Here is a 22,404-nt window from a genome sequence, read left to right on the forward strand (position 1 = left end):
GGATATGGATTCAGAGACAGGACCTGGCTTTTCGTCGGTAAAAATCAGCCCACCGGCGGTTGTGTTTGCAAGTAACCCGCCAATACAGGATATTGCCTGCTTTTATAAAGATGTTGCAACTGTCCAAAAGCAAGCTGATCACGATCTTGGTCCATATTCTGGCATGGGGTGTATTCGGGCTGGCCATATTTTTTTACCTGCCTTTCTTTTCCGGGATCGATATCCATTATTTATTCTGGACAAGACAGCTGGTAACCTTTAGCCTGCTGGTGATTGCCTTTTACGTGAATGCTTTAGTCTTAGTGCCCAGATTCTTACTAAAGAATCACCCCGGCTATTATGCCGCAATAATCATTGGTGTTATAGTAATGATTGTGGTCTTAGACGGATGGAATGACCATTTACTTAACCTGCACCAGTTTTTTGACGAGGCTTTTCTCAAGCGCGTGATGATGCAGGTACTGGCACACCGCGGCGAAAATATCCTGCAGGTTTTCACGCTAGTCACTGCGGTATTGGTACTGGGGATCAGCACAAGCCTGGCGACGATCCAGAAATGGCGCAAGGACAGGCAGAAACGCGAGGAACTGGAAAAGGACAAGGTAAGGTCAGAACTGTCCCTGCTCAGGGCCCAGATCAATCCGCACTTCTTCTTTAATACGCTGAACAACATCTATGTGCTCACTGGAATTGATGCCGCCACCGCCGGTAAAGCCATCCACCAGCTTTCACGCATGATGCGGTATTTGCTGTATGAAACCAATCAGGGTCAGACCCTCCTCAGCCAGGAGATTGCTTTTATAAGGGATTATATCAGTCTGATGCAGTTGCGCCTGACCGATGCCGTAAAACTGGACATCGATATTCCTGCTGATTTACGGGATATGCCGATGGCGCCGATGCTGCTCCTCCCCTTCCTGGAAAACGCCTTTAAGCATGGCGTAAGCACAACTGCAGGTAGCCACATCAGCATCGCGGTCCTGCAGCGCGACAGCGAGCTTGACATCAGGATCGTAAACTCAGTCATCAGGGACAATCAGCAAAACCTGGAAACCGGTGAGGGAATAGGCCTGGCGAATACCAAAAGAAGACTTGACCTCCTTTACCCCGGCAAATACACCCTGGATATCTGCGAGCTCAATACAAATAATGAATATACTGTCCATTTGGTTCTTAATTTAGCATGATGTTGAATTGTATCGCAGTTGATGACGAGCCGCTGGCACTGGACCAGGTAAGTAAATTCATTGAGCAGACCCCTTTTTTGAATCTGACCGCAAAATATTCAAATGCGGTCCATGCCCTGAAGGCCCTCCATCTGCAGCAGATCGACCTGATATTTCTGGATATACAAATGCCGGACCTGAACGGTATAGAACTGGCCCGCGTGCTGGACAAAATGCCTGGCAAACCACGTATCATTTTTACCACCGCCTACAACCAGTTTGCCCTCGAGGGTTATAAGGTCGATGCCCTCGATTACCTGCTGAAGCCATTTAACTACGAAGAGTTCCTGCGCGCTGCCCAGAAGGCTTTACATTATGCGGAATTATTAAGCAAACCGGCAAAGGCAATTCCCGACGCAAAAGAAACGGAAAACACAGAGGAGGAGAAATACCTCTTCCTGAAAGTGGAATATCAGCTGCTGCGCATTGCCCTGGATGACATCTTATACATCGAGGGCCTCAAGGATTATGTCAAAATTGAACTTAAAAATTCCGAAAAAGCAGTCCTCTCACTGACAAGCCTGAAAGCCCTGGAAGAAAAACTTCCCCCAAAACGCTTCATGCGGATACACCGTTCATTTATCGTATCCCTGGACAAGATCACCGCAATGACCAAAAACTCAGTCTACATCGGAAAGACACTGATTACCGTCGGCGACCAGTACAAAGACACCTTCGCCCACTTTCTCGGAAAATGGATTTGATCATCCAGACGAATCCACCCTATTCACAGTATATCTGGGAAAAATTGTAGATTTAGTGATGCGCTTACTCTACCTGTTTCTTCTGGTCTTTGTCCCCAAGATATTGGATGCACAAGCAAATCGATCAACGCTTACTCAAGATGCGGATCGCTATGCCGACGCCACTTTGACAGGAGATTTCAAAACGATCATGCGCTATACCTATTCTGGCCTATTCAAAATCAATGGCGGGAAAGCCCGGTTAAAGCGAGACCATGAAAGTAGCAGAACCAGAATGATCGCCGTTGGAGAATCCAGATCCAAAGCAGTAGTAAATAGTGTATCTGAGATTTTTGAATCAGGAAACCGGCACTTCGCTGTGGTTCACATCAATTACCTGACCAGCAATCCCGGAGGGATATTTACACTTTCCGTACCGATTCTCGCGGTATATGAAGATAAGGCCAGATCATGGAAATTCCTGGAAGCAAAGAAGTTAAGCAATGCTAATGTGATTGCCCTGTTTCCGGGCCTGGATTCAAAAACAACACCTAAATTCAGCACCGTTGAATATTTGCCAAACCAGAAATTTAGCAAGGAGATGGTAGCTTACAACAGATCTCTGGCACATGAACTCGAGTTATACGACCTGGATTTTCAAGCGCCGAAAGGTTATCAAAGACTGGACACCCAAATTGTAATTATCGATCACCTCGGGCACCAACATGGGAGGTCGAAACTCAGTTTAAAATCCAAAACGGGTATTATGGTGTATTTTACCTTCAATCGCGTAGACACTGCTATGCAAACAAAATTACGTGGTTTCCCCGGCCCGGATGGACAACCGTTTGACATCAATAAAAATTGGATACCCAGCTCAGGGACAAAGTATACGCTCTTTTCGAAATCATATACCCAGAAAGAGTTTAATGCAGATATTTCAGGCACCTACGATTTTGAACCTTATAAGAATGTACATAGGTTGTCAAAAGATGAAAAAGTCAGGGTGTTGATGATCCATAAGGACAATTGGCTGGATATCCAGATCCTTTATTACTATACACCCGAAACTGAACCTTACCTTGAACAAGTAATGAACGAAACGAGGGGTATGCTGAAATTCAGGTATTGAATTCGTTGCTTAAAAATTCCGCCCATGTGCCGTCACCAATTTAAATTCGCTTAATCAATGCAACCCGTCCCATTGACAGCAGAAGTCCTTGCGCAAAAAGTACTGGGCAGGTCGAACGACAAAATCTGGATTGACTGGGCATATCAAATGCTTCTGGAAGGCTTCGAGACAGAACACCTGCTCATTCTGGCTGGTATGATGCCTCCACTCTATCACCAGGAGTTAACTAAGCTAACCGACAAGGTGCTTGCCGAACTCGGGCTAGATTATAGTGATCGCGAGGAAGTGGTTTGTAGATATGTTGCTTACCTTTCAAAGCTGGCAGTAACTGGCAATCGGTGCCGGAATATATTTTATGTTATGCTGGATAAATAAAGATGAACAGTTATACTTATTTGCTGGCATTTCCCTGATCACTTTTGGTTTTAAACTCATTGCTTACTTAGACGAAGTTCAAAGAGGCATTTAAAATGACAGGAAAAATCAGTTTAAAATACCTCGCAACGCTTTAAACTGTCCTGGGAAAAACAAACATTTTCCGAAGCACCAATACCGGTGCGTTGATAACTTATTATTCATGCAAACCAAGAAATACGTAGATCCTTTAATGGATACCTCGTTCAAGCGCCTGTTCGGCTCCGATCCTAACAAAAAGTTTCTTATTAACCTGCTTAATGCCATATTCGATGGCAGGAAAACCCTCATTGACCTCGAATACAACAAAAACGAACACTATGGTGTCAACAACGAAGACGGAGCAGCAATTTTTGACTTGCTCTGCACCAGCAACAATGGCGAAAAGATAATTGTAGAGATCCAGCACAGCGAACCCGTCAACTTCAAGAAAAGAAGTATATTTTATACTTCCCGGCTGATCAGCGAGCAGGCTCCTAAGGGAAAAATGGCCGACTGGAAGTACGAAATCTCGGAAGTTTATTTCATTGCCCTGATCGACCAAAAAGAACCTGTACACACAAAAGACAAGATCGGAGTTGAAGGCCGCTACCTACATTATGTATCCCTATGCTACCCGGAAACCGGAGAAATATTTTATCAGGATCTTGGCTATATCTATGTCGATTTAACTAATTTTGGTAAGAAAGATGAAGAATGCAGTACAAATCTCGATAGATGGCTGTACGAACTCAAGCACATGCCAGAACGCGAAAACTGCCCGCCTCATCTGAAAGGAACAATTTATGAAACCTTTTATCACCTCGGCGAATACGCCAGGCTAACCAGGGAGGAAAGAAAGATGTACGACCAGGAACTCAAAAGAAAATGGGATAACGCAGCAGTTCTGGCCAATGCCGAACAAAAAGCTCAAGCGCGCGGTGAAGAAATTGGTGAAATCAGAGGTAAACATGAAAGCAGAGTTGAAATCGCCAGAAAGCTCCGATCCAAAGGAATCACTACTGACGAAATCGCCGAATTGACCGGCCTCCCTGCAGAAGAACTCGAAAAAATTTAATAATTAATAGCCGGTGCCATACCGGCTATACTTACATGGATATGTACACCCTACTGTTGACAACAGCAAAAAACTACAGGCTAGGTTACTTCATCGAGATCGGCACATTGTACTTCACTCTTACAGCTTTCCCGAATTGAATACCCGGCTCCCACTTCGGAGAATTTTCAACCACCCTGACAGCTTCAGCATCCAGTAATGGATGTACCCCTTCGAAAGCATATACATCTGATATAGTGCCGTCTTTATCAACGATGAAGCTGATCTTAATCACCCCCTTCGGCCTTGAGCTGAGGTCCCTGGGATACCGAAAATTTTCTGCGATGTACTTATAAAAATTGGACATACCGCCTGGAAATGTTGGTTGCTTCTCAAGGGAAACGAATTCTCTCTTATCCTCCTCACCGTTCTCAAGCCAGGACTTGAAGCCTCTGCTCTTATTGTCCTCATAATTGGTTTCCGTTTTTTTGTTTCCGTTTTCATAATACCAGGTGAATACGCCCGTCTTTACCTCTGGCGCAAGCGAGGAATAGGTTCCTTTCATCTGGATCTTACCGGAACTGTAATAGTCTTCGACATCGTATTTATTCAGTGCAGCCGTTTTGATGACGCGGTAATAAGAACTGTTTTCCTTCGACGACGATTTCCAATCAGCATCAAAATAAGTAGTATCAGTTTTTTGCGCGCAAGCGGTGGCGCCAAGAAAAACAAAAAGTGCGGAGAAAGCGGATCTAAGATTCATGAAGGAAAGATACCGATTGTTTTGGAATACTTGCCAGGAATCATACATTCAATTGAACGCCTGCCGGAATTCCAATGGGGTCAGCGCGGTTTTTGCCTTAAAAAGCTTGCTAAAGGATTGCGAATGCTCAAACCCAAGGCTGTAGGCGATTTCGGATACGGAAAGGTCTGTAGCCGAAAGCTTTTCCTTTGCTTTTTCGATCAGTTTGTCATGAATAAATTGCTGGGTGCTTTGCCCGGTCAATACTTTAAGCAGCGTGCTTAAGTAATTGGCCGAAATATTCAGGTCATCTGCTACCTGTTGCACGGATGGGATACCTTTGTTGATCAGCGTATCTTCATCAAAATACGCCTGCAGTAAAACCTCCAGTTTATTCAGTATCTGGTGGTTGGTGATCTTGCGGGTCAGGAACTGGCGGTGATAAAACCGGTCAGCGTAGATCAGCAGGTATTCCAGTTGATTGATGATCAGTGATTGGCTGAAACGGTCCATATTGGACTGATATTCCTTTTCTATCTTTTGAAATATCTCAGCGATCACAGCCTCCTCCTTTTCTGAAAGAAACAGGGCTTCATTCACCTTGTATTGAAAGAATTCGTAATTTTTGATCTGTGCGGCCAGCGGCGTATTCCAAAGCAGGTCAGGATGGACCAGTAAAAGCCAACCGGTCTGACTGACCGCTACGTCAGGCTTGATCTGCACCTGCAGTAGTTGTTGCGGTGCAAAAAAGGACAGCACACCGGAGTCAAAATCGTAAGGCTGCTGGCCATAATTGAATTTAGCTTGCACATTCCGCTTCAAGGCGAACATATAAAAATCCTGTAGCCACCTCAGGCTGTCAGTATTGTCCGGATATTTGACCTTGCTGTAATCAATTAAACTGATCATCGGATGTTCGGGTCCCGGCAAGCCATAATAGGTATGCAGGTCTGATAGGGTATGAAAACGGAATGTGCCAGACATAAGCTAAAATTATTGATTTTCCTTGTATTTGCCGTTATTCTGTGATACCGGTTGATTCAGTCAGTTCCAGGTTGGCAGCTAATGCGTTTTCGATGATCTCGATCTTGCCTTTAACCAGAGCAGCCGTATCCACACCGACAAAGAAATGTACAGGAGGCTGTTTTTGTTTGCTCAATTCAATAAATGCACTTGCAGCCTTTTTAGGATCATTCGGCTGACGGCCACTGATCTCATTAAGGTGCTGTGCTTCCACCTCACGGGCGTTCGCATAAGCATCTATGGCGTTGGCAGGCAACATGGCAGAGTCTTTTTCCAAAAAGCTGGTCCGGAAGTATCCCGGGTAAACCAGTGTGGTATGCACGCCGAACGGTGCCATCTCAACAGCCAGTGCTTCAGTATAACCAGCCATCGCGAATTTGGTAGCACAGTAAATGCCGAATGCCGGATAGTTACCCACAAAGCCTCCGATAGAGGCAATATTGAAAATATGACCAGACCGCTGCGCTCTCAAATAGGGTGCCGCATGACGGATCACATGTAAGGGGCCAAATACATTAACGTCGAAGTTCCGCTGTACTTCTTCGGCTGACAACTCTTCCACTGCGCCGATCTGACTATACCCGGCATTGTTCACGATCACGTCTATACGGCCAAACTTGTCTATTACCTGACCGATCACCCCCTTTACGTCACTATCGTTGCTCACATCCATATTCAACGCCAGGAAGTTTTCCTGCACGCCGATCGCCTCCGTCAGTGCTTCTCTTTTTCTCGATGTAGCGGCTACCCTATAACCGTCAGCCAGCAATTGTTTGACCAGATCAGCACCCAAGCCCTTGGAAGCGCCCGTTACGAACCATACTTTTTCTGTTTGCTTTGTTTCTTTTGTCATTGTCTGATGATTTAATGAAACAAAGGTCCGTAATGGTGCCATCGGGGATGTAACCGATTCTTGGGTAGTTGTGTTCATTTCTCTCCAGGCCGACCGGTAATCATAACACCTTCCCGAGTTTACGGTCAGATGGCCGGAAATACCACGATATAATGGTCAGGATCAACAGCAGCACTGGCCCGAAGTACTCTATAACGCTGTCGCCATGTGCCAGGTGACTGAATATCGCCCCGGTCATCAGAAAGAAAAATCCCGCATAAGCCCATTCTTTGAGCAGCGGTGTTTTAGGCATGATGACCGCTATGATACCGAGGATCTTCCAGATGCCGATAATGGTTAGAAAGTAGGTCTGGTAGCCAAGCGCATTCATCTTTTTTACTTCATCCTCCATATGCATGAGTTGGACAATACCAGTTGATGCCATACCTAGTCCCAGCCATAATGTCGCTACCCAGTAAATGATTTTGTTTCCCTTTTTCATGTCGTTATTTTTATCATGGTTTCTTCTTAAATTAATTGCGTAGTCATTTGACTACAAATATATACGTAGCCATTTAACTACACAAATTTTCCGAAAGATTTTTTAGAAATGCAAAAATATCTGCATTTACGACGCTATCTGCTGCGAATCCCGTACATATTCGGCGTTGCACACTAATTAAGCACACAGGCTTTGCATCTTATGAAATGTTATTTTTGTAAGCAATGACAAAGAAAAATGACCGTACAACTGCCGGGCAGTGGCTGCGAAATCACTGGGGATCGGTAATCCTTATCATATTTATCGCTTTAATGGTCTTTAGCCCGGCATCAAAGGCCTGGGTAATGCAGCAATTGCTTCGAACAGGCCTGTTCAACGCCCATGTGGCAGATACGGAACGTAAAGCCGGTCCGGGCGTCGACTTCAGTCTGGGATTGAAAGATGGCCGGACGATCCGCATGTCTTCCCTGAAAGGAAAAGTTGTCTTCATTAATTTCTGGGCATCCTGGTGCCCGCCCTGTCGCGCCGAGTTTCCGGGAATGATCAAATTGTATAACCGCTTTAAGGACGACGACCGCATTATATTCCTGTTCGTCAATGAAGATGACAACCTGCAGACCGCCGAAGAATACCTGAACCGCGAAAATTACCAGTTGCCCCTGGCTCTTAACCAGGGTGGCATTCCCTCCGCAATATATAGCGGCAATTTACCCACCACGATCGTTTTAGACAAAACCGGCCAGCTGAGGTACCGCCACGAAGGTTTCGCTGCCTATGACAGTCCGGAGTTTATGGCACAGTTGGAGCATCTTGTTAAAGAATGATTAATTTAGGCCTTTATTTCATTATCATTACAAGTTAAGCACGCGGAAAAGCTGCCGTTGTTGAAAACCTGCTGATCAAACTAGGCTTTTCTGATGAAAAAGCCGCAGAAATTGCTGAAGTCTCTGTCGAATTTGTGAAAAAAGTCAGAGCTTCAATAAACAAGTAAAAGACAAACTATAACCAGCGGACTCAAATTCACGATGTAGATTTCAGCGGAACTACAAAAGCCTTCAGTTCATGCATCTTTCCATCCCTGAAAGTCCACACATCACAATACGAATAATCAACCATCTCCCCCTGCTGATCCTTCAGGCTAATTTTACCGATAGCAGTAACCACCTCACCTTCGGCAATCATGCGTTCCACTTCAAACTTTGGCGGCTCCAGATACGTTTCGGCCATATACCGCCGGACGGCTTCCTTGCCATCCAGTACCTGATCGCCGATGAAATCCCATTTGGTGTCCTCCGTGCAGAAGCTTAAAAAACCTTCATGGTCTCCCCTGGACACTGCGGCATTAGCCAATTCCAATGTCTTTTTATTTTGTGCTGTATCCATCATCCTTAAGCTTTGTTCAGATATACCTTTACCAATTCAATCTGATTACCGACCGCTTCCACAGCCTCCTTCAGCTGATCATTGGTCACTTTTAACTGACTGGTCCAATACTGCAATTCATAATCGTTTTCAAGATCAATGAATTCAGCATCTGCGTACTTATATGCATTTTCCATAAAAATTGATTGTAAAAGAATAACAATTAAGCCAGGCAACTGGTTTTATAAGCGTAAAGCATCAAATCTATCAGGGTTCCGGATGAACAGCAAGCAGATGATTGGATGTATGAAAACTGGCCGTCTGGCTTTTGAATTTGGCATATCCCAGCGTGTATTCCTTTCTGTAATCCCCGATGGATCTGAAACTTTTCACGTAATGTGTTGCCCGAAGTAAAAACAGTTTATAGCGCCGCAAACGTGGAACGCCAATGTTTAGCATGCCGGATAGCTCCTCTCCAAGTAAATAACGCATCAGACCAATAATGTCACCGGCAGATGCAGCACTGTTATTCACCTTTAAAATATGGTCAATCAGAGATTTAGTAAGCTCCTGCCCGTGTTCCGACATGCGAAACTGCCGCCTTTTGATCATGGTATCCAGTTGCTCCGCCTGAGTAGCATTTTCTGGAATCAGGTCTTGGTGTAACCCGCTCAAATAACCGATAACTGCCCAGATGTGCATAAATGCAGCCTGTTCCTCTGCGCTGACTTTAAAACCCAAAAGGCGCAATCCACGGATAACAATAAACGAAAATGAAAGATTGGTGCCAGCCATGTCTTCCTGATTAACCGGCAGACCCCAGGAATAATCCCATTTGCCACTCAGCTGTGTATAATACCTCACTGTTGCGTGAATTATTCGTATTTTGAGGATTTCCTCAAACCCGGTTCCCGTTGGAACGAACGCATCCGGAGACATAACTTGCCATACGAAAATTGCGGTATCAAATAAACGCTGGGTTGTATGATTACGTATTTTGTTGGATAGGTGCAACACCATTGCGCCGTTCGCCGCCGTATAACAGTAAGGAAGTGAAAGCAGGCCAAGTAAATTCATGATCATTTCGGAATGCCTGGCAAAAAATGCAGCCCCCTGCTCCATTAAGTAAGCATCTGACCAGGCGGGCAATGCTGCCGCCTCCTGAATCATAGCTACCCCGGGAAACATTTCCGCTAATGACCCTGGTCGGGCCGGAGAATGCATCCACTGCTGCAATTGGGCTTTGCTTGCAGAATTTGAAAATACGTGTTCCACAAACTGATCAGCCGGATCATCACCACTTAACCTTTTGGCGGCTAAAAATTCATTTGTATACATTTCCTCCTCCACTTTAACTTACTTTTTTCTGGGGCTGCCATCTGATACATGATCTGGCTTTGCATAAGGTAAACGTTCCAGAAATGCCGTTCGGTAGTAGGAGTCCAGTCCAGCTACCGTTAAGGTCCCTGCCACAACGTGATTGAGGGTTCCATCTGAAGTAATTACATCATCAGCAGTTAAAATCTGTGTGACCTCACCGATGACGATGCTGGTACCATTAACTGCAATATCTAAAACCTCAACGAGATCTAAGCCTATACGTACAGATGATTCGGCTACAAACGGTGCTTTAAATCCATCTATATATTGTTCCGTAAATCCACAGATAGCGAACTCAGATATTCCGGATGGATAGGCCGCACTGGTCTGGTGAGCTTGTTTGTACCAGTCTGGCAACACATTGTTCAAGGTATACTGTCCACTCGAGACGATATTTCGAAGCGTATCATTATGCGCTCGGGCTGGCCGCATCACCAATCCAAGCAATGCTGGATTTGATCCCATGTGAAAAACCGAACTGACTATGCACAGGTTAGTGATGCCATCTGTACACTGCGTTCCAAGCAGGTTTAGCGACCTGTAACCTACCAGACTGTTGATCAGGTTAATCCGGTATTGCTTATCAAGCTGACTGCAGCGTTCATGGTTAATAATTATCATTGGCCATATTCATAATCCATGTATTATTGTTATTAATCTCTATATTTTCCAGAAGATCTTGCACCATATTAATATCAGAAATTACATAAGTAATAGTAATTTAGCACAATAATAAACCAAATAACAAAATTAATGAAAAATATTAGTATAAAAATATACTATTAAACGAATATCCATGTACTGCCTTACTGGCCGCAAAGCCAGAATTTTCATATCTTTAATTTATGACAACGGTCGCAACTGAAATAGTGGTTCCCCCAAATGCATTAGAAACGTCTTCCGGGTTTACCTGGCTTGATGAAAATGGAATTATAATGGCTGTCGGTTCCAGTCACCAACTCCATACATTAGCGCATGCGATAGAGAACACGGAGATGATTGCCGCAATAGCGGGCAACGTAAGACGGCCATTTCTCATTGACCTGACCAAAGTCAAAACAATGTCTAAGGAGGCGCGCGAATACTACGCCGGTCCGGAACCCGAAAAAAGCATCACGGCAGTTGCAATAGTGACAAAGTCCTCCGTGGGAAAGGCAGTAGCTAATTTCTTTTTATTACTGACAAAACCATCCGTACCGACACGGTTATTTACAGAGCATAATGAAGCTATAGAATGGCTCTTGCGGCAAAAGGAAAGTTTACGATAAGCACACCACAGCAACAGGACGCTAGAGGGTGATAATAAATTTCGTGCCCTTCCCTTTTTCGCTTTCCACTTCGATCTTACCGTTCAACATTTCTATCTGTGTTTTGGTCATATACAGTCCAAGCCCTTTCCCATCCCGATTTACGTTCAGCCTGGAATAAAGCATAAAGAGACGCTCCCCGTGGGCAGCCAGATCGATCCCTTCACCATTGTCACTGACTGAAATGATGGTTCGGCTATTATTCTGAGATACAGTTACATTAATTATCGGCGCTCTGCTTGCAGCGCGATATTTAATGGCGTTGCTGACCAGGTTAAACACGGCGCTCTGTATATAGCTTTTTATACTTGTAAACCGATCTGCCAGCGGGTCAATGTGAACATTGACGGTAGTGCCACTTTCATCAATTTGCTTCCTCAGGCTGACGCAAACTGCGTCTAAAACCTCACGGAAAGAGAATGTGGTCATTTTCTCCTGAATGGACGATCGGACTGAAAGTACAGTATTCAGATCACGTAAAACGCCATCCATCGACTGGGCAGCCTGTAAAATGTAACCAGAAGTCTCACATTGTTCACCAGTCGTTGTAATGTCGTGCAGGTATTCTGCAAGTCCGAGTATATTGGCTACCGGAGACCGTAGATTGTGCGATACAATGTGGCTGAACTGCATCAGCTCTTCATGTTTTCTACCCAGTTCGTCAATCAGTCTTTCCCGTTCTATCTCTGCTTTTTTCCGGCCTGTAATATCGCGTGCAGAAGCGTAAAACTCCCTTACCCAACCCTTTTCATCCAGTATAGGTACCACATAATCTTCCAGCCAGACATATTCGCCGGTCCGCCTGTGCTTCATTCTGTATACTCTTGTGCCGGGACTTTTAGATTTAAACATCTCCCTGGTTGCGGATTTTACATTTTCAACATCATCCGGATGGATGGCCTTTATCCAGCTGAGTGGATCGTTCCGCACATCCTCAACACGATACCCGATAACCGATTCCACATGGGGGCTCAGATACGTAAAAGTATTTCGTAAGGGATCATCCTCATCGATCGCAACAATGTAAAAGACCTGATCAGACGACGTAATGAGGCGGGTTAACAGTTGACCTGTCCTGTTGAGCTCGAGTGTGGTTTCATACTGCTCCGTAACATCGCGTGCAGAACCATATATATGTGAAATTGTCCCCTCAGCATCAAGTTTCGGAGATATCCGTTCTTCTATCCATCTGTATTGTTTTTTGAACCCGTGATAAATGCGGTAGGTAACTATAGTCTCCTGCCCGGCAGAAAACCTGGATATCGTGTCATCAATCAGCTCCTGGTCTTCAGGGTGGACAATTTTAATCCATTGATCTGGCTTTAAACGCAATTGATCTGAACTGACCCCGATAATTTCAAGGGAACGGTCACTGATAAATGAGTAGGGACTCAAACTGAAGTTTTTTAAATTTATGGTCCGTACATAGATGACCTCATCTATACTGCTTAGAATATTATGCAGGAAAGTACGCTGGTTTTCGATCTCCAGCCTATAGCTGTCCAGCTCCTCCCCCAGCATATTTAAGCCAGAAATAACCGTATTTAATGGATCGTCATCTTCTGTTACCACATTGCGGATACGGAAATTACCCCTGCTGAACTCCGATAACATATAAATAATACTATCCAGGCGTGTCGTTGTCGTCTTATCCATATCAGTTTGAATATAGACAGAAAAACGCGAAGTTTATCCGCCATTCGGCAATTATCTGCGTCAATTCTAACAAATATGGTAAGCTATAGTTTAAATACTATATCTTTCCAATTCGTTACACTGCGCTTCACGAGGCGATTCCAATACCGGCAAAGCATCTGGCAGGGCACCAAGAAGCAGAATAACACTCCTTAAAAGTCGAGCTCTTCGATATAAATTAATCTCATCGTACTTTCATCGATCCAATCTGTAACCTGGTCAGCCGGAAGCGAATTTTCAAAAGACTCGTATTCATATACCGAAACCATAATATTGGTTTTCGCTTTGAATTCCACAAAACCCGATTGGTCGTTGACACGGATGAAGTGATGCTCCTGCTTCAGATTGCCATTCTGCAGCTCCCTGAGCGGAACAATAGTTCCCAAAATTCCCGAGACCGTTTTATTTCGTGCGCACACAATGAATGAAGTCATTGACCTTCCTGATTTATGCTTCTTACCTACCGCGAAATTATCGATATTGATCTTGATCAATTGCGTCATCATTTTCTGTCCATCTTCAGAAATCGCCCTGTTTTCCCTGGAGAAGGATATCTTTCTTCTGCTGTACAGGTTGATAAACCTGGCCGGAGACAATTTGCTTAAACCTGTATTGCCCATCGACCTGGAGCGGAAGCGCGCGGCAACAATTTTAACAAAGGGATTATAATGTCCTGCGATCTTTTCTGAGTCGCTTAAATCGAGCACGGCAATCCATTTGTTGCTGCCCGCATCAAAAAATGGTTGTACTTTCAGGATTTCAAATGTTTCCGGATCAAGTTCGCCCTTTACAAGTATATCCCCGGTAAGGGAATCATTGATATACTTGTTCAGATAAGACTTTTTGATGCTGCTTCGCGTGAGCATATCCTTTAGGGTGACTGCCCTGCCGTTCAGATCTACCTGGATATTGCTTTCCATGGTAGAAATATCCCTGCCGACAGCAGAAGTCTTTGGTCCCAGTGCAGACGTAAAATTTCCAGAGGCATCTCGGGTAATGACAGAAAGAATAATTGCAAGCTGGTCCCCGTGCTTCATCGGCCTGTCGATTTCCAGGTACAATTGAGAAGACCGTGTCCTGGAAGTATCTGTCTGGTCTTTCCCCAACACAGTATGGAGCGTAAATCTCGGGACCTCAGGAATGACATTGCCTGGGATATTCAGCGTAAGTATTCCGGAGGTGCTCATTTGTTTGTTCAGATCCAGATCGGTATAAATGTCCTGAAAGGACCCTACGGCCTCTACACGAATTTTCTTGGCAAACCCTACCTGTTCCTTCTCCTGATAAAATGCAAAAAACTCTGCCTTGTCATCCGGTTCGTAAGTACGGATATAACTTTTCCCGGATTGTCCGGAAATCAGCAGCTGCTCGATCTTGCCCATCACCTCCAGGTGAACCGGAGAAAGGTCCTGATGCGGCAGTTCCAGTTCAAACTGTGTATATGTTGCGGTACCTACCGTCAATTCCATCCTTAACACTTTATCCATGACGTAAGTTACACGGATCACATTATCGATATCCAGCGAAAGATCTGTTTTGAAGGCAGCGGCCTTTTGAAAGTAAAGATGTGCAGTCTTACCTGACTCATATACAACTTTCAATGAACTTTTAGGCGTAAACTTATATTCAAAAAGCACATCCCCCTGTGTGAGGCCGTGGAGCATGGATTCCTCCAGCTTGAAATCAAACCCGAAACGGTTTCTGTAGACCTGTGGATGAACCAGGTTCTTATGCTCGTTGTAAAACACCGACGGCGGATACTCCCCGTTTAGCAAAGCACCGTTCGGGTTTGCCGACTTCCAGGCTTTCGCTTCCCGGTCCAGGATAGTCTTGTCCGGGATATTTTCCCCGTCATCTTCCAGAATTGTATAGGAAGCAACCAACTGAAGCCTTTTGATCAACCTCAGGCGCACATGATGCAGAAAGAACGAAAAGAATACATGGTCCTTTAACTCGCCCGATACCGGGCGTATCGCATTATACTCAGACCGGTCGGTCACCAGTGGATCAGGAGCTGCCACCGGACTCAGTACTTCCAGTGGCACCTTGCCTGACCCCGGAAGCTTTTCTGTGAGCAACAGGCTGTTCACGCTGGTCAGCTTCAGCTTATCGGCCAGGGATGATTTATTGCTCACGTCTTCGCCGACTTGCAGGTTAAATTTAAATCGGTAACCTTGCCCGGTCCTGATTTTTAGCAGACCCAGTGCCTGCTCAATGGCTACAACAACTTTTTTGTCGCTGGTCAGGGTAATTTTACCAGGTTTTACGGACCTGTAAAAATCTCCTTCAGTTTGAAAATCAAAGAAGGAAGCAGTTCCTGAAGCTGTTTTAAAAAACTGCGCCGTGTACCAGTTGCCCGCAGTTACCAGCAGTTGCTTTGCCCTGATATCAGCCAGATAGCTGATCCTGGTTTCAGATTCAGAAGCAGGCATCGGTGACGCATTCCTGCGCATCAGTGGCATTACCTTACTGAAATAATTCTTGTCGGTGGCCTGCAGCACAGACTTGTTATACAAACTCAGAAACATTCCCTGCTGAAAGGAAATCGCCGGCGGAAAAACCTCTTTTGAAACCGCTTTGTCCTCGTACATCACCAAACGCTGTCCGTTTGCCGAAGTCCCCGCATCATTTTTCGGCTTCGGAAACTCAAGACTACCTACCGGTTCGGTTTCCATGCTGAACTCCCCGGAATTAAACTGGTAATTACGGGAAGAATATTTACCGATTTTAGCGAGGTCATAATAGGTGATCTCTGCAGGGTTTGAAGGCACCGCATTGGTAGACAAAGCCCAGCCATTGGACTGCACGTAGACCCCCATAAACTTATAATGATAACCTCTTTCCAGGAACAAGTCGCTGTCCTCCACACCCTGGTATTCAAAAGTAAAGCTCTTTTTGGCGAAATGCTCGAGCTCTCCGTTTTCATTGATTCCTACAAACCCGCCCTGCTTTACATCTTTACGCTGTTCGGCCTGCTGATCACGTTTAGGTTTTAATGGCGCCAGGCAAAGATTCAGCCCCTTCCACTGAAACACACTCTGAGGGCCTATGTGCTTATCACCAGCCTCTACAAACGGTTCCGGTTGTATCCAGCCCTGCTCAATAACCGGAGCTTCGGGCTTACCATCTGCCGGCGTGTATATTACCGCACGTTTGCATAAGGAAACCCAGGGCACTTCACCCGACCTTGACTTTTGGACAGAGATATTGATACCCAGTGAATTCAACTTTTGCAGCGAGTGCGTGGCCTTCAAATGGTGCAGGAAAATACCCTGTATGTGAGACGAGATCACTTCGCGCTCCTCCAGAAAGCGCTTCCCGTCCGTAAGATTTTTCCGGATCGCCGCGGAAGCGTTACTTTCATTGTGTAACTGTTTATCCCTGTCAATATAACTGAATTCATAATCATTCAGAGACAGCAGGCCAAAATCCGGAAGACCGTGGTAATACCTTGACTGGTCCTTCAGGTAAGCAGTCATCACCGTTGTAGGATCAGGCTCATATTTATCCGCTTCTAATCCGCTGAGCTGAAGTATACCTTCCCTTGTCGGAACAGCTTCGGTTGCCGCACCGCTGTGCGGAAAATACAGCGCCATCGCCTGGGCATCACTTTCCGAGATCTGTATCACAAAGTCAGTGATCAGCCCATATTCCCTGGCCTTTGAAGGATGCTGCAGCAGGTGATGGACCACGTCCCGCAAATCCATAGGCGGATTTGGTGCCGGATTGGATTGCTTATCCTTTATCTTCTTATTGGTTAACTTACCCGAATAATCGATCAGATCATAACGTTTTTCAGCGCGTAACACCCGTTCGCGGTATACAGTGTTATTACGGTCGAAATATTCAATGCGCTTTGTTTTGGTGTCCAGTTTGGATGAGCCCACAGAAAGGTCAATTGCCTTTAATGGGTGTAAAGCTAACCCGTCAGTCGCCGGTCTGTAAATATCTTCTTCATAGAAATCAGACATTTTCCGGTCAAATACCGGGTCCAGAGGATGATTCTTCCTGAGTATAAAATCATGACCTGACAGCAACTGCTCCCATTTCGCCATAAGACTGTCTGCCGCTTTCATTGCAGATAAATCAACCGCTCCTAATTTCACTTGATCAAATTCAAGCGCCAACGTCTTCTTCTGCTTAAGCTCGGAAAATAAACTCCTGAATGTACTGGTCAGCTCAGTAGTATTTAAGGACACGATATCCTTATCAGATTCCTGCGCAATACCCAGTACCATGGAGAATTTCAAACCAATCTGATCCGCTCCGGTTCGGAAAAGCCCGTTGGGAACTACAGAAACAATATGTTTTAGAGCTGCCATTTAAATGTGTTTAATTGTTTTAAAGAATTTTTGCCAGTCTTTCTCAGACATATCGAATTCAGTAGGATCCACCGTATTTTCCTCACCTTTCAGCAAGGGAGCTGCTCCGTCAAAGCCTATTTTATTGCGGTTCCCGCCATCTTTCTGGGAACCATAAATACGTTTATATAAATTCAGTCCGACCTTGATGGTGATCAAAAAGCTGATCCTGATCTTATAATAGACCGTGCAGAAACCCTCAGCGTAATTTCCATCGCCCCTGAGTCCCATGTTGAATACCACCGAAGCCGAAACCAGCCTTAAGATATTCAACTCACCGCCGCACACCAGGTATCCCCGTAGTTCAATTTTATCGTTATCCTTGCGGAAATACAGACCGGCAAAAAGGTAAACCATTCCTCTTGCCACACCGATATTCAACAACAATACTCCACCGAACTCCAGCACCAGTAAAATAAATACGATACCCCGTTTGGGGTCAATACCGATCTGAAAACATCCCCTTCCGCCAAAGATTCCAGCGGAAACCAGGAACATGTCTCCCGGACTGTTGAAGCCGAAAATAAAGGACATCGGAGTACCCGGTACAAAGGGCAGTTTAACACCCATCATCAGCCTGGCAAAAGCAAAATTGAAAGTTCCGCCGGTGATATCGGGGATACTGATACCATAGCTCAGCGAAACACCACTGGCGTCAAATTCAAGGCTCAGCCCCTTATCCAGCGTTTGAAGATATTCCTGAAAAACCTCTACGAAATCCAGCGCACCGTTAAAGCCAACATTACTGATTCGGACATCAAATTTCTCCTTACGTCCGGTCCCCGCCGTAAAGCTGACCTCATCAAACGAAACCGAAAGGATATTAAAAAAAGTAAGTGTAAAATCCGTTAGTTTACTGGAGGTGAGCAGTTCCGTTTTTGATAACCTTGGCGGATAAGCAAATTCGTATTCCATCCTGGCAGTCACATCCAGTTCCAGCCTTGGCGCCCTGGTTTCATTTTTGCTGAAGCTGACCAGTCCGAAGTTCCGTTCCTCCAGGGCTTCGGTCTTCCAGTTATACCTGATTTCCCGCTTGGTGGCTGCCCTGATTTTATCCAGCGCTTCTTTAGCGAGCTCGTAATTCGACTTGGCCGCATTGTATTCTGCCTCGCTTAAACCTACCGCAATCGCCAGGCGGTCCTTAGCCTGCTGAAACTTATCCTCTATCTCCCTTAGCTTGGTTTTGAAGAAATTCTGGACCATGAGTCGTTTCTCGCTCAGAAGTTTCTCCTGTTCATTCAATCTGTTGCGCAACTGCTGGGCTTTTGCATCCAGAAACTGGAATAAAACGGCCTTCTTCTTCAGAATCAGTTCCTGCAGTTCGGCAAAGGCAGCATCCACTCCCTCAGAAACCAGTGAGTCTAGCCCCCTGAGCTTAGTAATCAGCCTGTCAAGTGCAGATACCGCTGCATCTGCGCCCGTTTGTTTCAAATCAGACTTTATCGCTTCCAGGTCTGAAAGCAAATCCCTTTTAAGGTCGGCCTGCCCCTTTGACAGCGCTGTGCCCAGGGCTTGCAAGGCACCATCTGGTATGTTGATGTACTTTAATTCCTGGAAGCGGAGTGCCTTCCGGTACATCCTGAAATATTCCTGGTACAACTGTACATGATGCTGAAAGCTCTGCTCAAGCTTGATGTAAGGTTGCAAAGCATCCAGTTCTTTTTGTACATTATTGGCAATTAAAGATTGAATCCGCTCTACACCTTCATCTGCCGCGGTTTTAGCGCGCATGACATACTGTTTGCTGTAAGGGAGAACTTCTGCCATCGCCTTCTGGCACATTTCGAAGAATACCGGGTACTGTGCTGCCAACCTATCCTGATATTGATGTAGCAGTTCTTCCCAGCCTGCCATATCATCTTCCACGAGATACACCCAAAAACCGTCCTTTTTTACCAGAAACCTGATCCCGGAAGCCGTACTATCCAGATCACTTATACCTTTGAGCAGTTCATCCGGAAGCCGGAACTCTTTAAGGGTCCGTAACTGAGAAAGGGCCTGATTAAAATACTCACCCACAACCAGCTTTTCAGCCTCCTTTAAATCCCCCAGAGCAGGCAGCCTGGCAAGCACAAGTTTGAATTCCCGGTCAAGGTAAGACTCCAGGTTAATCTTAATCGTATACTGAAATTCAATAAGTTTATCTGTCGCGCCAACCGTTATCAATCTCGCGAATGCCGCAGGAATCTGACTGGCGGCCATCATATGGGCAACCCCGGTCTGAAAATCTCCTAAAAAATCGGTTAATGGCTTTGGAAACGGTGGATGTGAAAGCACCACTGCGTTTCCCACAGATATTTGGAACTTTCCAAGCCCGGCACCCGAATCCATGGTCACCTGCAACCGGACACCAGACTTTAACAGCTCCAGGTATTTGGTCACCATACCTTCGATTTCCCGGTATCCCGAAGCCAGGCTTTTCAACTGCTCTTGCATCAGTGCAATTCCGGAGACCAGCTGATTCACCTGATTGACCACCGCCATGTATTCCGCCCGGTACTGGTCAATGGTCTTAAGTGCCGCCTCCGCATCATTCACTAGCTTCATGGCAGGCATGTCATCCAGAGGCACGACCTCCTTGAACAACCGCAACAGATTGATCGCCCCGAAAATCTCCACGTTCAAGCCCCTCAATAAATCCTCCGGACGCGCCGATTGGATTTCCGCAACAGCACCGTTTTTTTGGTTTTCAGCTTCAGTCATCAGCAAAGCGTGCTCCACATCCGCCAGGTTGTCGATCCGGATATCGGGGTTGATCATCCCGCCGATATTCTTATAATTCTCCGTAAATACATTGCTTACCGCGGCGCTGCTTTTTAAAACAGATTCCCTGAAATCCTGTGCTGCGACCTTGGCCAGGTAGCCGTCAACTGGAGTGTTGACCACCTGATCCGACAAGGTTTGTAAAAATATCCGTGCAGGGTTCAGGTCACCAAAACCATGTTTGAAATAACTGGCCGCATATGCCACCTTCCTCGCTTTAGGAACGGATTCCACCCCTTCCAGTTGCGGGATATAAACCGAAGCGAATTTGAGTTGCGGAATAATCGGATTGGCCGAATTGTACTCTCCGCCGTACATGCTGTAAAACTGGCAATCCTGCGTTTCAAGTACGGTGTTCTCCGAAAAATTGCCGTTCTCCATCATACGGGGTGGAGCAAAGCAAATTTTTACACTTCCCAGCCTGATCAGGTGCTCCAGGTGTCTTACGGGCTTTGATAAATACTCCTGGTCATAAACCTTCAATGCGTTCAGCACCAGATCCTGCTTAAAATCCTCCTCCCGGATGATCATCAGATCGATGCCTTCTGTAAAAACGATCTCATTGCCCTGCTGATCCGTAGCCACATACGGCATCCTGATCATCCTGTCCAGGGTTTCGGTGTAAGGAATAAAACCCTTGGCTGAACCGTCGGGGGTCAAAGGCTGAGGTTTGTAATAAGCACCTGTATCCAGCGCACGAATAGACTTGCACCAGATGTTATTGAACAATACCGGGTCAGCGAATATCTTTTCGCGTTCAATATAACTGAAGTAATATCTTCGGAGCATAAAACTCATTCCCGCTTCCACCCTGCGCTCACTGATCCGGATGAGCTCCAGTTTCAACCCGGTACGTACATCTATCCCTCTTATGGTTATCGTAGAATAATTGTCCTGTCCATATACCGTGTCCTGTGTCCAGCCCGTCAGAAAGGTATTCCGGTGATTGTCATTTTTGTACTTCAGGTCCATGGTTGCCCCAAAGCCTGAGATCCTGAAGCGGCTGCTCAATACATCCCTGTCGGATTCTTTAAGGTTGGTCAGTCTGGCAATTTTTTTACGGTCGTCGGCATTTGGCTGCAACACGACCTCTTTACCGCTTTCGTCCTTGTCTGTACTTTCATCGTAGGCGATCACTTTAAAGTTCGGCGGATAATGATGTATCCCTTTGGAAATGCTGCTTTCCTGCAATTGAAGATCATTCTCCCAGATCCTGAATAAGCCGAAAGCATCTTTTCCCCCGCCTGAGCTGAAAATGGTCCTGGTCCTGTTATCTCCGGTCATTTTAAACTGGTAGGTCGCGTCAGGCAGCGGCCGGAGGCTGCCGGGAATGGGCGCCAGCTTCATTTTATAAGGTGCTTCAAAATAAGTAAGCGGCACAAACCGTTCCGGGCGGTTCACATTCAGCGCTGGGTCAAAACTGAGCTGCTGATCGTGGCTCCTGCGGGAAAAAGAAATCGGCATGGCATCAGGATTCAGCAGGTCGGTAAAACTGCAAAGCTGCAGCCTTGACCAGTCCAGCAGTCCTTCGGCACTATACTCGGGATCATAATCATCGGGCACCCTGAACGTCAGCGGTGAGAACTCTCCGACAAAAGACCTGGCAAACTCGTTCAACGGAGGAGCGGTTTGCGGAGAATCACTGTAATCGAATATCTGCTGGGCAACATGCATCTGTGGCAAACGCACTACCATAAATTTCTTCTCACCCGCCTGGATACGTACCAATTGACGTTTATAGGGCCGCATATTTACCAGGTAAAAACGCAGGAATACATGGTCTTGGGGTCGCTGTACATCAAAAGCGTGGTCAAAAACCAGCGCAGCCGGCAGATCAATCCCAAAATAATCCGCCAGTCCCCTGACAAAGGGATCGCTCCCCAAGCCATAAGTTATGCTGGCTGTGGTCAAGGTCTTGATAAAATCCCTTCTAGCTAACATCGCAA

At 45.7% G+C, this 22,404-nt stretch carries 18 protein-coding genes; 7 read left to right on the forward strand and 11 right to left on the reverse strand.

The features are described from left to right. Window positions 1-110 precede the first annotated feature (110 nt). The 5 genes from P2W84_RS00270 to P2W84_RS00290 all read left to right on the forward strand — a co-directional run bounded on the left by P2W84_RS00270 (window position 111) and on the right by P2W84_RS00290 (window position 4,512). Complete coding sequence (locus tag P2W84_RS00270; RefSeq protein ID WP_276088087.1) at window positions 111-1,187, forward strand: histidine kinase; 1,077 nt, start codon at window positions 111-113, stop codon at window positions 1,185-1,187. After that, window positions 1,184-1,930, forward strand: coding sequence for a LytTR family DNA-binding domain-containing protein (locus P2W84_RS00275; RefSeq protein ID WP_276088088.1), 747 nt, complete (start codon window positions 1,184-1,186; stop codon window positions 1,928-1,930). The genes P2W84_RS00270 and P2W84_RS00275 overlap by 4 nt, the downstream gene beginning before the upstream one ends. A gap of 55 nt (window positions 1,931-1,985) precedes the next feature. Further along, window positions 1,986-3,041: a hypothetical protein gene (locus tag P2W84_RS00280; protein WP_276088089.1), complete on the forward strand. Its 1,056-nt coding sequence runs from the start codon at window positions 1,986-1,988 to the stop codon at window positions 3,039-3,041. Window positions 3,042-3,098: 57 nt separating this feature from the next. Next, entirely contained in the window at window positions 3,099-3,416 is a 318-nt protein-coding gene (locus P2W84_RS00285; RefSeq protein ID WP_276088090.1) for a hypothetical protein, read from the forward strand. 202 nt (window positions 3,417-3,618) lie between these two features. Further along, window positions 3,619-4,512 (forward strand): Rpn family recombination-promoting nuclease/putative transposase, encoded by an 894-nt coding sequence (locus tag P2W84_RS00290; protein WP_276088091.1) that lies wholly within the window; start codon window positions 3,619-3,621, stop codon window positions 4,510-4,512. 85 nt (window positions 4,513-4,597) lie between these two features. Here P2W84_RS00290 and P2W84_RS00295 read toward each other — a convergent pair whose 3' ends face one another. The 4 genes from P2W84_RS00295 to P2W84_RS00310 form a co-directional block, all read right to left on the reverse strand. Continuing rightward, window positions 4,598-5,254, reverse strand: coding sequence for an energy transducer TonB (locus tag P2W84_RS00295; RefSeq protein WP_276088092.1), 657 nt, complete (start codon window positions 5,252-5,254; stop codon window positions 4,598-4,600). A gap of 48 nt (window positions 5,255-5,302) precedes the next feature. Further along, a complete protein-coding gene (locus tag P2W84_RS00300) occupies window positions 5,303-6,217 on the reverse strand; it encodes an AraC family transcriptional regulator (RefSeq protein WP_276088093.1) in 915 nt (304 codons plus the stop codon). A 34-nt stretch (window positions 6,218-6,251) separates the two neighbouring features. Then, window positions 6,252-7,109, reverse strand: coding sequence for an SDR family oxidoreductase (locus P2W84_RS00305; protein WP_276088094.1), 858 nt, complete (start codon window positions 7,107-7,109; stop codon window positions 6,252-6,254). Between the two features lie 100 nt (window positions 7,110-7,209). Then, window positions 7,210-7,590, reverse strand: coding sequence for a DoxX family protein (locus tag P2W84_RS00310; RefSeq protein WP_276088095.1), 381 nt, complete (start codon window positions 7,588-7,590; stop codon window positions 7,210-7,212). A 224-nt stretch (window positions 7,591-7,814) separates the two neighbouring features. Here P2W84_RS00310 and P2W84_RS00315 point away from each other — a divergent pair, with 224 nt between their 5' ends. After that, window positions 7,815-8,414: a TlpA disulfide reductase family protein gene (locus P2W84_RS00315; RefSeq protein WP_276088096.1), complete on the forward strand. Its 600-nt coding sequence runs from the start codon at window positions 7,815-7,817 to the stop codon at window positions 8,412-8,414. 196 nt (window positions 8,415-8,610) lie between these two features. Here the strand turns inward: P2W84_RS00315 and P2W84_RS00320 are convergent, their stop codons facing one another. The 4 genes from P2W84_RS00320 to P2W84_RS00335 form a co-directional block, all read right to left on the reverse strand. Next, window positions 8,611-8,973, reverse strand: a complete 363-nt coding sequence (locus P2W84_RS00320) for a nuclear transport factor 2 family protein (protein WP_276088097.1) — start codon at window positions 8,971-8,973, stop codon at window positions 8,611-8,613. 5 nt (window positions 8,974-8,978) lie between these two features. Further along, complete coding sequence (locus P2W84_RS00325; protein ID WP_276088098.1) at window positions 8,979-9,149, reverse strand: DUF3606 domain-containing protein; 171 nt, start codon at window positions 9,147-9,149, stop codon at window positions 8,979-8,981. Window positions 9,150-9,219: 70 nt separating this feature from the next. Beyond that, window positions 9,220-10,302 (reverse strand): oxygenase MpaB family protein, encoded by a 1,083-nt coding sequence (locus P2W84_RS00330; protein WP_276088099.1) that lies wholly within the window; start codon window positions 10,300-10,302, stop codon window positions 9,220-9,222. 6 nt (window positions 10,303-10,308) lie between these two features. Next, entirely contained in the window at window positions 10,309-10,953 is a 645-nt protein-coding gene (locus P2W84_RS00335) for a flavin reductase (RefSeq protein ID WP_276088100.1), read from the reverse strand. 224 nt (window positions 10,954-11,177) lie between these two features. On the opposite strand from P2W84_RS00335, the gene P2W84_RS00340 reads away from it, so the two are divergent. Continuing rightward, the gene (locus tag P2W84_RS00340) at window positions 11,178-11,600 is read left to right on the forward strand and encodes a hypothetical protein (protein ID WP_276088101.1); all 423 of its coding nucleotides are present in this window, start codon (window positions 11,178-11,180) and stop codon (window positions 11,598-11,600) included. Window positions 11,601-11,621: 21 nt separating this feature from the next. Here P2W84_RS00340 and P2W84_RS00345 read toward each other — a convergent pair whose 3' ends face one another. The 3 genes from P2W84_RS00345 to P2W84_RS00355 form a co-directional block, all read right to left on the reverse strand. Next, the gene (locus P2W84_RS00345; RefSeq protein ID WP_276088102.1) at window positions 11,622-13,295 is read right to left on the reverse strand and encodes a PAS domain-containing sensor histidine kinase; all 1,674 of its coding nucleotides are present in this window, start codon (window positions 13,293-13,295) and stop codon (window positions 11,622-11,624) included. Between the two features lie 191 nt (window positions 13,296-13,486). Continuing rightward, complete coding sequence (locus tag P2W84_RS00350) at window positions 13,487-17,656, reverse strand: hypothetical protein (protein WP_276088103.1); 4,170 nt, start codon at window positions 17,654-17,656, stop codon at window positions 13,487-13,489. Continuing rightward, window positions 17,657-22,399 (reverse strand): hypothetical protein, encoded by a 4,743-nt coding sequence (locus tag P2W84_RS00355; protein WP_276088104.1) that lies wholly within the window; start codon window positions 22,397-22,399, stop codon window positions 17,657-17,659. Window positions 22,400-22,404 lie beyond the last annotated feature (5 nt).

This window comes from Pedobacter sp. JY14-1, from assembly GCF_029269825.1.
Lineage (GTDB): Bacteria > Bacteroidota > Bacteroidia > Sphingobacteriales > Sphingobacteriaceae > Pedobacter.